This is a genomic window from Fusibacter sp. QWL-12 (assembly GCF_058683495.1).
Window position 1 is genome coordinate 3,231,939 of the sequence record NZ_CM178745.1, and the last position, 15,171, is coordinate 3,247,109.

Annotated in this window: 10 protein-coding genes; 7 read left to right on the forward strand and 3 right to left on the reverse strand. The window is 39.2% G+C overall.

Annotation, left to right across the window (positions count from 1 at the left end; genetic code table 11):
- Positions 1-81 precede the first annotated feature (81 nt).
- The 3 genes from ilvB to AC4PID_RS15565 all read left to right on the forward strand — a co-directional run bounded on the left by ilvB (position 82) and on the right by AC4PID_RS15565 (position 4,129).
- Positions 82-1,875 carry a biosynthetic-type acetolactate synthase large subunit gene (gene ilvB, locus AC4PID_RS15555; RefSeq protein WP_492132903.1) on the forward strand — a complete coding sequence of 598 codons (1,794 nt, stop codon included), beginning with the start codon at positions 82-84 and terminating at the stop codon, positions 1,873-1,875.
- Complete coding sequence (gene ilvA, locus AC4PID_RS15560; RefSeq protein ID WP_492132904.1) at positions 1,863-3,158, forward strand: threonine ammonia-lyase; 1,296 nt, start codon at positions 1,863-1,865, stop codon at positions 3,156-3,158. The genes ilvB and ilvA overlap by 13 nt, the downstream gene beginning before the upstream one ends.
- Positions 3,159-3,358: 200 nt before the next feature.
- Complete coding sequence (locus AC4PID_RS15565; RefSeq protein WP_492132905.1) at positions 3,359-4,129, forward strand: nucleoside phosphorylase; 771 nt, start codon at positions 3,359-3,361, stop codon at positions 4,127-4,129.
- 97 nt (positions 4,130-4,226) lie between these two features.
- On the opposite strand, the gene AC4PID_RS15570 is transcribed toward AC4PID_RS15565, so the two are convergent.
- Positions 4,227-5,108, reverse strand: coding sequence for a damage-control phosphatase ARMT1 family protein (locus AC4PID_RS15570; RefSeq protein ID WP_492132906.1), 882 nt, complete (start codon positions 5,106-5,108; stop codon positions 4,227-4,229).
- Positions 5,109-5,315: 207 nt separating this feature from the next.
- Here AC4PID_RS15570 and AC4PID_RS15575 point away from each other — a divergent pair, with 207 nt between their 5' ends.
- Positions 5,316-7,487 carry a HelD family protein gene (locus AC4PID_RS15575; protein ID WP_492132907.1) on the forward strand — a complete coding sequence of 724 codons (2,172 nt, stop codon included), beginning with the start codon at positions 5,316-5,318 and terminating at the stop codon, positions 7,485-7,487.
- A gap of 40 nt (positions 7,488-7,527) precedes the next feature.
- Here AC4PID_RS15575 and AC4PID_RS15580 read toward each other — a convergent pair whose 3' ends face one another.
- The gene (locus AC4PID_RS15580) at positions 7,528-8,580 is read right to left on the reverse strand and encodes a MupG family TIM beta-alpha barrel fold protein (protein WP_492132908.1); all 1,053 of its coding nucleotides are present in this window, start codon (positions 8,578-8,580) and stop codon (positions 7,528-7,530) included.
- A 670-nt stretch (positions 8,581-9,250) separates the two neighbouring features.
- Between AC4PID_RS15580 and AC4PID_RS15585 the strand changes: the two genes are divergently transcribed.
- Positions 9,251-10,606 carry a TIGR00366 family protein gene (locus AC4PID_RS15585; RefSeq protein ID WP_492132909.1) on the forward strand — a complete coding sequence of 452 codons (1,356 nt, stop codon included), beginning with the start codon at positions 9,251-9,253 and terminating at the stop codon, positions 10,604-10,606.
- 172 nt (positions 10,607-10,778) lie between these two features.
- On the opposite strand, the gene AC4PID_RS15590 is transcribed toward AC4PID_RS15585, so the two are convergent.
- Entirely contained in the window at positions 10,779-13,142 is a 2,364-nt protein-coding gene (locus AC4PID_RS15590) for an ABC transporter ATP-binding protein/permease (protein ID WP_492132910.1), read from the reverse strand.
- Between the two features lie 174 nt (positions 13,143-13,316).
- On the opposite strand from AC4PID_RS15590, the gene AC4PID_RS15595 reads away from it, so the two are divergent.
- Together AC4PID_RS15595 and AC4PID_RS15600 are read left to right on the forward strand one after the other, a co-directional pair.
- Positions 13,317-13,991: a response regulator transcription factor gene (locus AC4PID_RS15595; RefSeq protein ID WP_492132911.1), complete on the forward strand. Its 675-nt coding sequence runs from the start codon at positions 13,317-13,319 to the stop codon at positions 13,989-13,991.
- Positions 13,988-15,055: a sensor histidine kinase gene (locus AC4PID_RS15600; protein WP_492132912.1), complete on the forward strand. Its 1,068-nt coding sequence runs from the start codon at positions 13,988-13,990 to the stop codon at positions 15,053-15,055. Before AC4PID_RS15595 ends, AC4PID_RS15600 begins: the two co-directional genes overlap by 4 nt.
- The last annotated feature ends 116 nt before the right edge of the window (positions 15,056-15,171 follow it).

A 15,171-nucleotide genomic window follows, 5' to 3' on the forward strand; every position in this document is an offset into this window, starting at 1 on the left:
TAACCATTATTTAAGAATAGACAGTTGTAAAAAATAGTATTAAAGCACACAAAAATACGGAAATTAAAGGAAGTGAGTGGGATGCGTATAACCGGAGCGGATATCGTTTTGGAAACGCTTATAGCGAATGGTGTTGAGGATTTATTCGGATTTCCGGGGGGCGCAGTCATCCCAATTTACGATGCGATCTATCAACGTAAAGATAAAGTAAAGCATTATAGAACCTGTCACGAACAAGGTGCGGTGCATGCCGCGGACGGCTATGCGAGAGCAACCGGTAAGGTTGGCGTCTGTATCGTTACTTCCGGGCCAGGAGCGACCAATACCATAACGGGAATCGCGACAGCATTTATGGATTCATCTCCTGTCCTAATCCTATCTGGTCAGGTAAGTAGCGCCTTAATTGGACGTGATTCGTTTCAAGAAGTGGACATTACATCGATGACCATCACCATCACGAAGCATTGTGAAATGGTAAAAAAGACAGAAGAGATAGCAGCTGCCATAGAAAGAGGCATCAAAATTGCGCTTGAAGGCAGACCGGGTCCTGTTTTGATCGATATTCCAAAGGATTTATTGACCGCACAAATCCCACTTGAGGATTTTGAAAATTATCTAAAGGCAAGCAAAGAAAACAGCAACGCTTTAACCGCTGAGTTTGATGACGAAAAATCGAACCGATCTGAAAACGAAACCATTTTGAATCAGCTAAAGGACTACTTTAGAACAGCCAAATCCCCGGTTTTACTCGTGGGGGGTGGCGTTATCCATGCAGGCGTCAGTGAAAAACTAACCGAATGGGCAATTGAAAAGCGGTTTCCTGTTGCGAATACATTGATGGGCAGTGGTGCTTTTCCGCAATCGCATCCACTTTCTTTAGGCCTAATCGGTATGCACGGTCATGCACATGCCAATCATAAGCTACAATCAGCAGATCTGGTAATCGCACTAGGAGTTCGTTTTAGCGATCGCGTCGTTGGTGCCGAGAAGCATTTCCTACAAAATGCAACCATTGTTCAAATCGATTTGGATGCCAATGAACTAGGAAAAAATAAAGAGGTTACTTTCCCATGGCAGGAAAAGCTAGAAACTGCCTTATCCATTTTAATAGAAGCTTCAAAAGAATTTAAAAGGACGCCTGAATTGTTTGAAATAGTATCAATGAAAAATCAAGCTTCTATAGTAGAGAATGCGCTTCAAAACAAACCGTCTAACGAGAAATCTAATGAATCACACACATCAAAACTGAAAGCAAAAAGTGATCAAGAGGATCAAATCATTGCTGAAAAAGCCTTGAAGTTGATTCACACTGAAAGTCCAAAGTACATAACCGTCGTTACTGAAGTAGGACAGCATCAAATGTGGACGGCGCAGTTCTTTGGCTTTGATCAGCCAAGACAGTTCATCACATCAGGTGGACTTGGAACGATGGGATTTGGACTAGGGGCAGCAATAGGTGCTTCAATTGCACTAAAAAAACGCGTGCTTCATATTGCCGGTGATGGTAGCTTTAAGATGAATTTAAACGAGCTTGAAACCGTTAGTAAATACAAATTACCGATAACCACCATTATCGTGAACAATCATGCACTCGGTATGGTGAGACAGTGGCAGCATCTCTTTTGCGATAGCAGATACAGCGAAACCGATGCTGAACAAACCGTAGACTTTGTTAAATTGGCTAAAGCTTACGGGATTGTTGGATTTAGAGTAGAACATTTAAAGGATCTTGAAATCATACTGAAAGGCATAAAAGAAACGGAAGGGCCAGTATTAATCGAATGTGACTTTAACATCGATGAAGGCGTTTATCCGATTATTCCACCAGGTAAAGGGGTTCAAGATATGATAGAGGAGGCACCATGTCTACAATAGAAAATGATTTGAGTCACTCAAATTGGCAGGTGTTTGGACATGACTTTAACCCTTCGGCAGCGACTTTCAAAGGTGCTGAACAAAGTTTGAGTCAGAAAGTTTCACTTGCAGCAGAAACGCTGAAGGGTGTGATTGCCAAAACGCCTCTGATCTATAGCAATCATTTAAGCGAACAACACGATTTAGATGTTTGGCTAAAGCCTGAGAACTTTCAAAGGACTGGCGCATTCAAATTAAGAGGCGCTTTTTATAAATTAAGTCAGCTTTCTGAAGCTGAAAAAAAAGCGGGCGTAATCACTGCATCGGCAGGTAATCACGCTCAGGGCGTAGCACTTGCAGCTAAGGAAATGGGTATTAATGCAACGGTGGTCATGCCAGTAGCAACCCCCCTTATAAAAGTGAACGCAACAAAATCATATGGCGCTGAAGTGGTACTTTATGGCGATGTGTTTGATGAGAGCAGCCAGTATGCGATGCAGCTTGCAGATCAAACGAAAAAGTGCTTTATTCATCCATTTGATGATTTAGATGTGATCGCAGGACAAGGAACGATTGGCATGGAGATTTTAGAGGAGCTCCCTGATGCGGACATCGTATTGGTTCCTGTGGGTGGTGGTGGCTTAATTAGTGGCATCGCAACTTATATCAAGCATCGAAAACCCAATTGTAGAGTCATCGGCGTTGAACCTGAAGGCGCAGCTTCTATGAAGCTTGCACTGAGTAAAGGAGACGAGGCAAGACTGGACATCGTACAAACTGTAGCGGACGGTGTCGCGGTAAAAAAGGTGGGTAAGAACTGTTATAATTTGGCGAGAGATTATGTGGATGACATTATTACCGTGAGCGATTACGATATCATGGAAGGCTTTTTAACCTTATTTGAAAAGCACAAAATGGTGGTTGAAACCTCTGGTGCATTAACGGTTGCAGCACTTCGAAAGCTTGGAATAAAACACAAGCGCGTCGTCAGTGTGTTATCTGGCGGTAACATCGACGTGGTAACAGTTGCAGCAATGATCAATAAAGGTTTAACGAGACGGGGTAGAATTTTCTGTTTCTCGGTGGATCTACCGGATACACCAGGTCAACTTTTGAATATCTCCCAAATCTTATCGGATTATAAAGCCAACGTTATTAAACTGGATCATAACCAGTTTATGAATTTTGATCGCTTTAGCCACGTTCAGCTTCAGGTAACCGTTGAGACCAACGGTCATGAACACATCAGAGAGATCGTATCTGCATTAAATCAAATAGGATACGTCGTCAAGCAAGTTTATTAGGTTATTCAGGTACAGTTAATTTCCCCATTAATTTTACCAATTGAATAGATAGAAAAAGTTGTAGTAAAAGTCAAAGTACAAGAAGAAGTTACCCAAACGAGTATAAGGACGAAAATGTCTATCCTTTTAAATCCTCCCAGTTTAAACGGATAGGCATTTGGCCTTATGATACATATGTCTAGAAAGGGAATGTAGCAATCATGAATATAAAAAAAGAATATCCAATATTGGAGTTTGATCCAAATCCAAATGCCAAAATCAATCCTTCCACTTTAATATCAGAGATTGATGTACCTGAGTATTGTGTGATTACTTTTTTTGGTCCGATGATAAAAGAGATGCTTGAAGCGGGAAAATTAACGCAAATCAGTACATTTTACTCAGCCTCTATCAATCTCCCTGTATATGAAACTGAATACAATGGCAAAAAAGTTGGGTTGGTACAAGGCTTTTTAGGCGCAGCAGGTTCAGGTGCTTTGCTTGAGGAGTTAATTGCCAAGGGTTTTAAAAAGTTTGTCGTTTGTGGCGGGGCTGGGGTTTTACAGAAGGGCATACAAGTCGGTCATTTGGTTTTACCGGAATCTGCTGTAAGAGATGAAGGGCTTTCTTATCACTATGTCGAACCATCAAGAGAAATTGCATGTAACCCACATGCGCTCAAAACCATTGAAGAGCTGTTAGATCGGGAAAAGATTCCATATATAAAAGCAAAGACGTGGACGACCGATGCGTTTTATAGAGAAACAGAGGATAAGGTTGCCTTACGCGTTTCAGAAGGTTGTGTTACTGTAGAAATGGAAGCAGCGGCTTTTTATGCAGTTGCCAAGTTTCGAAATGTCATACTTGGTCAAATCCTTTTTGGGGGAGATGACCTAAGTGGCGTCGAATGGGATTCAAGAAGATGGGTGAGTCGTGAAGATATTATGAGAGGCTTAGTTGAAGTATCTTTAAAAGCTTGTATTAACTTATAAGTGATTAAAAGCTTCAGCGCTGATAATAAAATATGAGATAATGAAATTAAAAATACCAATGAATTAAAACAACGGAAGTTGCTTTAATTCATTGGTATTACTTATTCTCAACAATAACATAATCCATCTTCTTACACCCAATTACATCAGCAATCCGATCGCACTTGGCTCTAAACAAGAAGAAGATATCTTTATCGGTTTGACGATAGAGCGTCTCAAAATTTGCCATGCCTTTACTGATGATGAGATCAGACGCATTAAAAGCCTCCCAAAAGGCATCAGAGCAATACGCTTTGATCACACCTTGTGAGTTATGACCCGTATCTATGATGCGATGGACCAGATGCTGTAGACCTGCTGCCTCAGCATCGAATAGCGTTGCATCGTTGACAATAGGGCCGCCCTTAACCACAAGAGTTAGCTTCTCCTTATCGATCTGCTCTAATAAAAAACGGTCGAAAAATACCTCGCCAGCATTATCTAGGATGTACATGATTTTCTTACTTTCAGAAATTTTCTTTAATAAAGCCTTAGTGCTTACGCCATGAAGCTCAGCGGCCATGCTCTTCTTAACTGAAGTCATCACTGTATCGTGGTTAACGTCGATTCCAGCAGAATAATCGATGATATTTCCTGCAATAGCAAGTCGGCACGCAGTATCAAAATCATCAGCTTCTCGTTCAAAAGAAGAAGACTTAATCCATCCCTCTGATTCAATCTGATCAACTATTTTACTTGAAATCTCATTTGAATAAATTTTAAGTTGCTCATAGGGATCTGAAATCCCAGTGATGCTCTTCGCTTCAGTCTGCATCAGATAACTGATGGCAGGTGAGCTGGTCTTATAATCTGCATCACTTAAAACACGAAGGCAAGCGCGTAGGATTTTTTCGTTTGTTTCATAGGGACCACCAAATTCTTCAGCAATTTTTACAGCTTGCTTTGCCATGCAAGCGACACAATCGAATGTTGTTTCCAAAAGTTGACCTCCATAATGCATGTCTTTTTCGGTTTAGGGTATGTATGGTTCATAAAAAGTGCAAAAAAAAATTGACCAAAACCATTTTATCATGATAAAATGATATGTCAACACTTGAAATTTCAACGTTTGTATTATTATCCAATTTTATTATATCATGCCGTTGAATTTAAGTCAATACCTTCAGACAGTTTTTAGGAGGCAACAATGAATAAGAACTCAGAAACTTATCAATTAGAAAATCAATATTTAACACGTGTCTTAGATGAAGTTGAGCGTCAATACGACGAGGCGATGAAGCTTAAAGAACGTTTTAAAGAGATTGATTTGGAAACCAGAAGAGAACTGTGGGACTCTGTCGGGTCAGTTTCTATTGAAAATGGGCTCGATCAAATCACCGAGTTTATGAGTCAGATTCAGACCCTTAATACCAATGCCAACCGACAAGCAGTGACACAAAGATGGCTCGATCAGCATGATGCGATGAAAGCTAGACCTTATTTTGCACGCTTTGATTTTAAAGAGAAAGGCTATTCTCTTGAAAAATGCTACATTGGTCTTTTCAATCTTATCGATGCGGATTCAGATTTCCTCATCTACGATTGGCGTGCACCCATAGCAAGCCTCTATTATGACTTCGAGCTTGGTGATGCACAGTATCTATGCCCTGATGGTTGGGTAAATGGTGAAATACAGCTTAAAAGACAGTATAAAATCGATTCAGGAAAGCTCAATTATTTTTTTGACAGCTCTATTAATATAGAAGATGATCTATTACAGGAAGCGCTCAGTCAAAACACCAACGACAAGATGAAGGTCATCGTTACCTCTATTCAAAGAGAGCAAAACAGGATTATTAGAGATGAGGTATACAGACACTTGATCGTTCAAGGCGCTGCAGGAAGCGGCAAGACTTCAGTAGCGCTGCACCGAATCGCGTATCTATTATATAAATACAGCGACCGCGTCAAGTCAGATCAGATCGTTATTTTCTCGCCTAACTCACAGTTTGGGGACTACATTTCTGCAGTATTACCTGAGCTTGGTGAAGACAATGTCAAGCAGATGACCTACGCCACACTGCTCGAGGACACCCTTAAGAGTGGCAAGGGGAAGGAAGCTTACAAGCACAGTCTAAAGGTGCTTTACGAGGGTTCTGTCGATCCACTTCGCAACCAAAGCTTGGCACTTAAGACATCAGATGAATTTCTGGCTGCACTGGAAAGCTATGTGAACCGAATTAGCACTGAGGCGATAAAATTCAAAACGATTAAATTCGCTGGACAAACCGTCATTACAGAAGCTGAGATGCGCGCGTTTTTTGATGAAAGACATTATGGCCAGCCGATACTCAAACGTTTAAAAGGGGTGAGAGGCAGAATTGATTTCCTTCTTGAGCCGTTTTTAGAAAAGCGATCACAACAGTTAAAACAGGAACTGAAGAAAAAATATCCCGATAAGCTTGCGCTCAGTAAAGCAGTCCGTCAGCAGCTTAATAATGAAAAGAGTAATTTTTATCAGTTCGTTAACCGTATGCTACACTTAAACAGTGAACAGGCGTATTTGACTTTTCTTAAGTCACTGACAACCGTTGAAAACTCAAATATGCTCTCATTGACCATCAATCATCACTTTTACTTTTATGAGGATCAAATAGCGCTTTTGTATTTCAAACTGTTGATGGGAGAGGTCGAGCCAGAGACGGAGATTAAATATCTGGTAGTGGATGAGGCGCAGGATTACAGCACACTACAGGTAAAGCTGTTGCACGTCCTTTACCCAAACGCAAAAATGACACTTTTAGGGGATGCCAATCAGTCCATCAATGCGCATCACGGCTACAGAAAGCTGGCGAGCTTTGGTCCAGTTTTAACCGGCGGGAGTCATACGGTGATGACGCTTGAGAAGACGTATCGTTCAACCAAGGAAATCACGGATTTTGCAAACGCTTACTTACCTGGTGCGCCACTAGATAACGCCATCGGTAGACGGGGAGAAGCACCGAAGGTTTATATAGAAGATTCTTTTGAGGCTATGGTAAGTACGTTGAAATCTAAAGTGACTGCGATTCGCGACAAGCACTATCATTCCATCGGCATATTGACCAAAACTGAAGCCGAGGCAGAGCAAATTCATGCATGCTTAAAGTCGGATATTAAAACGCATCATATCACAAGTGATAGCCTTCTCAATATCAATCAAATCAATGTCCTACCAACGTATCTCGCCAAGGGGCTTGAATTTGATGCAGTGTTCGTCGTGGATTATAACAATCAAATTTCGTCTGGTGAGAAGTCTCTTGTGTTATATACAGCCTTCACTCGTGCATTGCATCATCTAGAGGTATTTAGCTATAATAAAAATATTCAGGCTAAATAAAAAACACTGATGAAAGCAGGACTTTCACCAGTGAGTATGATTATTCGAGTGGACCAATTTTAATTTTTGAGCCATTTGGAAGGGCTTTAAGAACTTTATAATATTCGGGTATAATAGTACCGATAACATTGACGCGAGGGTCTGACGGAAAGTCTGCCCTCGTTATTTGTATTTCTCCTGAATATCGAAGGTAATGAACGTTATCTATAGTAATGCTGCCCTTAGTTCTTTCAACGCAGTTTCTAGGTTCTATCCTTTCACCCTGTGTGGCGTATTCGCGTGATTCTTGAAGGCGCATCAATGTTTTCGGTGAATCAGGTCGGATGGTATAGATTGGACTAAAGCGTTTCGCAGTGTGAGCAGTATGCTCATAATCAGAGGGGAGGTAATAATAACCTGACTCAATCGCCTGTCTAATCCAGTGAACCTGATGATCGCTTATAAAACCGTCGCCGACGATGATCCAATCCAAACCATAGATTTCTGAAAGCTCTGTATAAGCCACGTAAGGTGGTACAGTCCTATGATGCTCTAAGGTCGGTAAGCCTTCATGAATAGGGCCTCTTAATGATAAATCACCAGCGATAAATGCCATTACAGTTATTCCAGCTGCTTTAAGATTTGAATTGCGTTCGAAAAACTGCTCTGTATCAAGCCCAGTTTCAGGTCGCGGGTAATAGTTGTGAAGTGCATAAACCGTATGTGCATTTTGGGATAAAGCATCAATCCATTCTTGATCGACCGTAGAGGCATTGATACAGATGGGCATCTCATGTGCTGCCTTTACCACTGCTTCAAGTGAAAAACCATAATCGATTCTTAAGACATCGATCTCCAGTCCCTCTCGAAGTTCTAAAAGTGTATTATAACCAAACTGGCCTAACGTTCTTGGTGATACATCTGCTAGTATTTTGTAACCTATTGATTTACACGTTTTTAGCATGTCGACACAATTTGCCACATAATCCGAAGAAAATTCTTCTGCGATATGAAGCGAAGTAAAAATCATGCTGCCTTCAATAAATTCAGATTCTAGACGAGATTTATTTTCAAGCCAAGTTGATGGAAATACTGAATATCCAAAATGTTTCATAGAAACCTCCAAGATTGTCTCGTGTGTGTAACAGATAGAACTTAGTGTGATTAAGGTGATTTTTTTGCCAAATACGGAATAATATATTATTTAAAACACCGTTTTAATGTAATAAAATATGCTATAACTTTATTATATCGTCAGGTTGCAATTTTGTGAATAGTATATTTAAGATTTTAGGTTGATAGACTGTAATCATTTGATTACAGAGGAATGGTTTATAAAAATGAGCGTAAACAAAAATATACACATATAAGAATTATAATGTATCAAAATGGATACAGATGCATAAAAATAAGCCAGTTAGAGTTAATTAGTGTAATTAAATGTTTACAAATTAAAGAAATACTGGCGTTCAGATAATTTTGAAATATATATTTATAATCTTGTATTTATAGTTATACAGTTTTGAGTCGTCTAGATCAAATTCTTTCAAATTAGAGGAGGTTAATACTATTTTAGTCCATTTTGTAGGATTAAATTGGTTGTAAAAGTTTGTTGATTAGCTCAAATTAGTAATTTTAATTTGAAAAACACAACTGATAAATGATATGAAATCGATCTTTGGCATATAAATTGCTTTATGATTAGATGGGTTAGGGGTAACCATATGGTTGATTTCAGCAATGCTGATTTCATAAAGCAATCATATTTATTTTAGGAGGGAATTATGTTTAAAAAAGTAACGAGAGCTTGTGTCAAGCTCGTGCAGAATTATCTGCCAGATCCATTTCTCTTTGCAGTTATCTTAACACTAATTGTATTTGTAGCTGGTATGATAACAACTGCAGCAGGTCCACTCGAGATGGTAAAAAACTGGGCAGGTGGATTTTGGGGATTATTGTCTTTCTCTATGCAAATGGCATTGGTACTTGTAACAGGACATACATTAGCAAGTACGCCAATCGTTAAAAAGTTACTTGAAAAGTTAGCAAAACCTTGTAAAACCCCTTTACAAGCCATCGTAGCAGTTACATTTGTGTCAACGATTGCTTGTTGGATTAACTGGGGATTTGGCTTAGTTGTTGGTGCATTATATGCAAAGCAATTGGCTAAAACTGTAAAAGGTGTGGATTACAGACTACTAATAGCTTCTGCTTACTCTGGCTTCTTAGTATGGCATGCAGGTATCTCTGGATCAATTCCTTTACAAATGGCTTCAGGTGGAGAGGCTTTATCAAAAGCAACTTCAGGAGCGGTTGTTGATCCAATCAGTACTTCACAAACGATCTTCTCAAGTTGGAACTTAATTATCGTAGCTGTTATTTTATTTACTTTACCACTTGTGAATAGAGCGATGCATCCAAATAAAGAAGATGTTATCGTCGTAGATCCTAAATTACTTGAAGATGATGAAGTAAAAGGTGAAGCGATCAAACACGGCGATACATTTGCAGATAAAATGGAAAATAGCATGATTCTTTCTATGCTAATTGGTGTAATGGGCTTAGTTTATATCGTTTATTACTTCTACACAGCAGGGTTTGAACTCAACCTTAACATCGTAAACTTTATCTTCTTATTCTTAGGGATTATTTTACACAAAACGCCTAGAAAGTTCTTAGACGCTGTAACTGCAGCCGCTAAGGGAACTGCTGGTATTATACTTCAATTTCCATTCTATGCAGGTATCATGGGAATGATGACAGGTGTTAGTATGGCTTCAGGAAATTCACTTGCAGGTGTAATTTCTCAAGCGTTTGTAAATATTTCAAACCAAACGACTTTCCCATTATTTACATTCTTAAGTGCAGGGATCGTTAACTTCTTTGTTCCTTCAGGTGGTGGACAATGGGCGGTTCAAGGTCCTATCATGATGCCAGCAAGTGTCGAGCTTGGTGTTAGTACTGCTAAAACCGCAATGGCAATCGCTTGGGGCGATGCATGGACAAATATGATCCAACCATTCTGGGCGTTACCAGCGCTTGGTATTGCCAATCTTGGTGCAAGAGACATTATGGGCTTTTGTCTAATCGATTTAATTTATGCAGGAGTCGTAATTGCACTTGGTTTAATCATCTTCTAGTTTACTAGTTAACCCAATATATAGCTCCTTATCAGAAGCAAAGAGCCTGTGAAAACACAGGCTCTTTGCTTTTTGATACTAAAATAAGTTATCTTATCTTATATCATTTTATCTTAGTTCATTCATTAAGTTTTTAGTTTGATTGCGAAAAAGTTAATCGGTCAACGCCGTATTATTCAGTTCTAAGTGCGACGACAGGATCTTTATTTGCTGCCATTTTTGCTGGAATAAGACCAGCGATTAATGTGAGAATCATGCTTCCGATGATAAGAATAATGGCATGCTGTGGTAATAATGTCGCAATAGTATCGATGTCCACTAATCTAGAGATAATTCGATTGATTGGTAATGTCAGTAGGAACGAAAGCCCAACGCCTATAACGCCAGCAGTAAAACCGATAATAATGGTTTCTGCATTGAATACACGTGAGATATCCTTCTTCCTTGCACCTACTGCACGCAAGATACCAATTTCCTTGGTGCGTTCAATCACGGAAACATAAGTGATGATACTGATCATAATGGTTGAAACCACAAGTGAAATTGCTGCAAAACCAACAAGAACATAGGTTATGGTATCTAATAAAGTTCCCGTCATATCGGTTATGGTCTCTGCAAGATCGGAATAAAGAATCTGATCTTCAGTTGGTAGATTTGAGTTGTAGTCTTCGAGGTACGCCTTAATCAATTCTTTGCTATCATAATCTGTTGGATATATATTGATGCCATATGGGGTAGTATCTGCACCAAGAGCAAGTAGCATTAATTCTTTAGTTTGCTGTTCGTTGAACTCAGTACCTAAAAGGACATTATAATCTGATGATTCCTGTGCTTTTGCAATCTCGCTATTTTGTGAATCCAATAATAACAAGTTGGTTAGATCATGTGTGTAGGCAATTCCTGAAGATAAAAACCCAGTGTCATCTTTAGGACGTAGGATGCCAACAATCGTAAGTGAAATGGAACCCTCATCATCATAAAGCTGTTCATAATCAAGTGGTGTCGCACCAGTAAAGAGTCCATCTGATTCAGTGTAATAAAGGTCATTTGGAATTACTTTTAAAATGGACTGACCAATCAAAGAATCGAAGCTAAAAGAACTTTCATCGGGATTTAAACCCAACTGACTAAAGAAGCTACTATCGATGCGGTTATAGGCATCCACTACGAGCACCACTTCATTTTCGTTTTGAGGCAAGCGGCTACTATCACCTAGAAGGTCGTAAAGTGAAAGTACGAAATCTTCACTATCAGGTAGTTCCTGCCAAAATCCTGTATTACCATTTAAAGTTGCCATTGCTGATGTTTTTCCCGAAGTCTCAAATTTAACAACTGCTTCGTCAGCTTTTGCTAGTACATTGCTCGATATCGCATACGTGTAGTTGATCGCATTGACTGCTTCAGGAAGCTCAGTTTTGAGCCCTTCAACATAGGCAACGTATTCGCTCGTGATCCTATTTTCATGTAACGTCGTGTTCTTTTCTCGATCATAGACATAAACCTCGTTTGTATCTGGATACTCTGTATACTGGGCTTGATCAGAGGTGTCGTTATTAAATCCTGGTCTTTCTGTAAAATCAACGCGCTGCATTCCAGAGGTTACTGTTATTGGAAAACCTGATAAGGTATCGGACTGCATTGAGTCTATATAGGATGAAAGACCAGAGGAAAGCGCTAAAACAAGTGCAACCCCTATGATGCCAATGCTACCAGCAAACGATGTGATAATTGTTCTACCACGCTTGGTTAACAGATTTTTTAGTGAAAGAGATAAAGCAGTACCCAGTGACATAGACGTCTTCTTGAATGCACTTTTTTTATTTTCACTGATGATTTCGATGGGTGCTTCAGCAGAGGTTATCGGTTTAGAGTCATCTAATAATGCACCATCCAATAGTTTAACAACTCTATCAGAGTACGCATCAGCAAGTTCAGCATTATGCGTCACCATAATTACCAGTTTTTCTTTAGCGATTTCCTTTAGGATATCCATAATCTGAACGCTGGTATGGCTATCAAGTGCACCGGTTGGTTCATCTGCCAAAATGATATCTGGATTATTTACGAGTGCTCTTGCTATAGCAACCCTTTGCATTTGACCACCTGAGAGCTGATTCGGTTTTTTGTGTAGTTGATCACCCAAACCCACATCTTGAAGCGCTTTGGTAGCGCGTTTCTTTCTTTCTGATTTTGATACACCAGATAGCGTCATGGCGATCTCGACGTTTTGTAGAACACTTTGATGACCTATTAGATTGTAGCTTTGGAAAACAAATCCTATCGATCGATTTCTGTAAGCATCCCAGTCACTTTGCTTGAATAATTTGGTTGAGATGCCATTGATAATGAGGTCGCCTTGATCGTATTGATCTAATCCACCAATAAGGTTTAGTAATGTTGTTTTACCACATCCTGATGGTCCAAGGATTGCGACAAATTCTTGAGCTCTAAAGCCAATGGATAAGTCCTTTAAAGCCACAACGGTTTCACCGCTTTTATAAGTTTTTCTTATATGTTTGAGTTGAAGTTTAATCATGTAATCCTCCTTAAGTACTCTCAGTATATAAAAGAAACATCAACTCAAAATAAACTAATCCTTAAAATTTGTTGATATTCAGTTGATAATTAAGACTTAAAATAGTCATATCCACTTAAATGGACAAGCGTTATAATGTAATAAAGTGTTCCTTGAAACTGAAAGGAGTAAAAAGTGTTTAGAATATTGGTAGTTGAAGATGACAGTAACACGAGAAAATTAATAAGTGCGGTCTTAAAGCAAGAAGGTTTCGAAGTTGTCTCGGCAGAAGATGGCCTTGCGGCTTTAGATATAATGGCACATGCACATATAGACTTAGTTGTGACCGATGTTATGATGCCCAATCTTGATGGCTTAGAGTTAACGCGTGAACTCAGAGTGGGTTGGCCATTATTGCCCATCCTCATGTTGACCGCAAAGCAAGAGCCATTGGATAAAAGACTTGGGTTTTTAGTTGGGACAGACGATTATTTGACAAAGCCGTTTGATGAGCAAGAACTGATTTTAAGAATTCGGGCGCTTCTCAGAAGGGCACAGATCGTCAATGATCAAAAGCTATCGTTTGGAGAAGTGACACTTGATTATAATGCACTCAGTGTTAGAATCGGTGAGGAATTGATTCAATTGCCACAAAAGGAGTTTTATCTCCTATTTAAGTTATTGGCAAATCCCAATCAAATCTTCACAAGATTACAGCTTATGGATGAAATCTGGGGGCTTGAATCCGATACCGATGACCATACTTTAAATGTACACATCAATCGATTGAGAGATCGGTTTAGAGGCTGCGCGGATTTTGAAATCGTCACAGTAAGAGGACTAGGGTATAAGGCGGTGAGACACTTATGATCAAATATTTAAAGAAGAAAATGAGTTTAACTGTGTCGCTGGTGTTGTTCGTTTTTTTCGTCTTATTGGGAACATTTATGATTTTGATGTTTGTCGTGATCTTACTTCATAAATTGGGTTATATCTCATTATCAGATATCAGAAATAGCTCTTCAGATGCACCTCTTAACATACCAACACGGTTCTTACTATCAAACTTTATTTTTTGTACCTTTATTGGAACTGCAATTTCAGGTTTTTTCAGCAGAAAACTGTTAAGACCCATTAGAAAAGTAATTGCTGCAACGCATCAAGTCGCGTCTGGTGATTTTGATGTTAAAGTAGATATTGGTGGTATCGACGAGCTTGAGGAGCTCTCTAACTCGTTCAATAAAATGACCGAGGAGCTGAGCAGTACAGAAACCTTGAGAAGAGATTTCATCAATAATTTCTCCCATGAGTTTAAAACACCTATCGTTTCCATAAAGGGATTTGCTAAGATTTTAAAGTCAGGGGATCTCACAGACACCGAACGCGAAGAGTATCTCGATATTATTATTTCTGAATCAGAACGATTGACACAATTATCCACTCAAATATTGAATTTATCCAAGTATGAGCATATGGAAATCGTCGGTGAGAAAACGCAATATCGGATCGATGAACAAATACGTAAGACCATTTTGTTATTAGAACCAAAGTGGACTGCCAAATCCCTTGTGTTTTCTTTGAATCTACCAGATACTCTGATGGAAGGGAACGAGGATCTCGTACAACAAGTACTTTTAAACATCATTGAAAATGCGATCAAGTTTTCTTACAATGGTGGACAGATAGAGATTGACCTACATCGAAATGAAAAGAATGAAGTTATCATTAAAGTTAAAGATGAAGGCTGTGGTATGAGCGCGGAAGCGCAAAATCACATTTTTGAGAAGTTTTATCAGGTTGATCAAAGCCATCAAATTGCTGGCAATGGAATTGGACTCGCAATTGTAAAACGCTTGATTGGACTTATGAACGGTACCATTTCTGTTGAAAGTCAGGTTGAGGTTGGATCTGTATTTACCATCACGCTAGTTTAAATCTACTTTAAAATAGCCTTAGTGATACAGTTAATATTAGTGATACAGTTAATGTTAGTGATTAATAAATTATCTTAAATTAAACCCTAATTGAAGGCATGCTAAATGCGATTCAA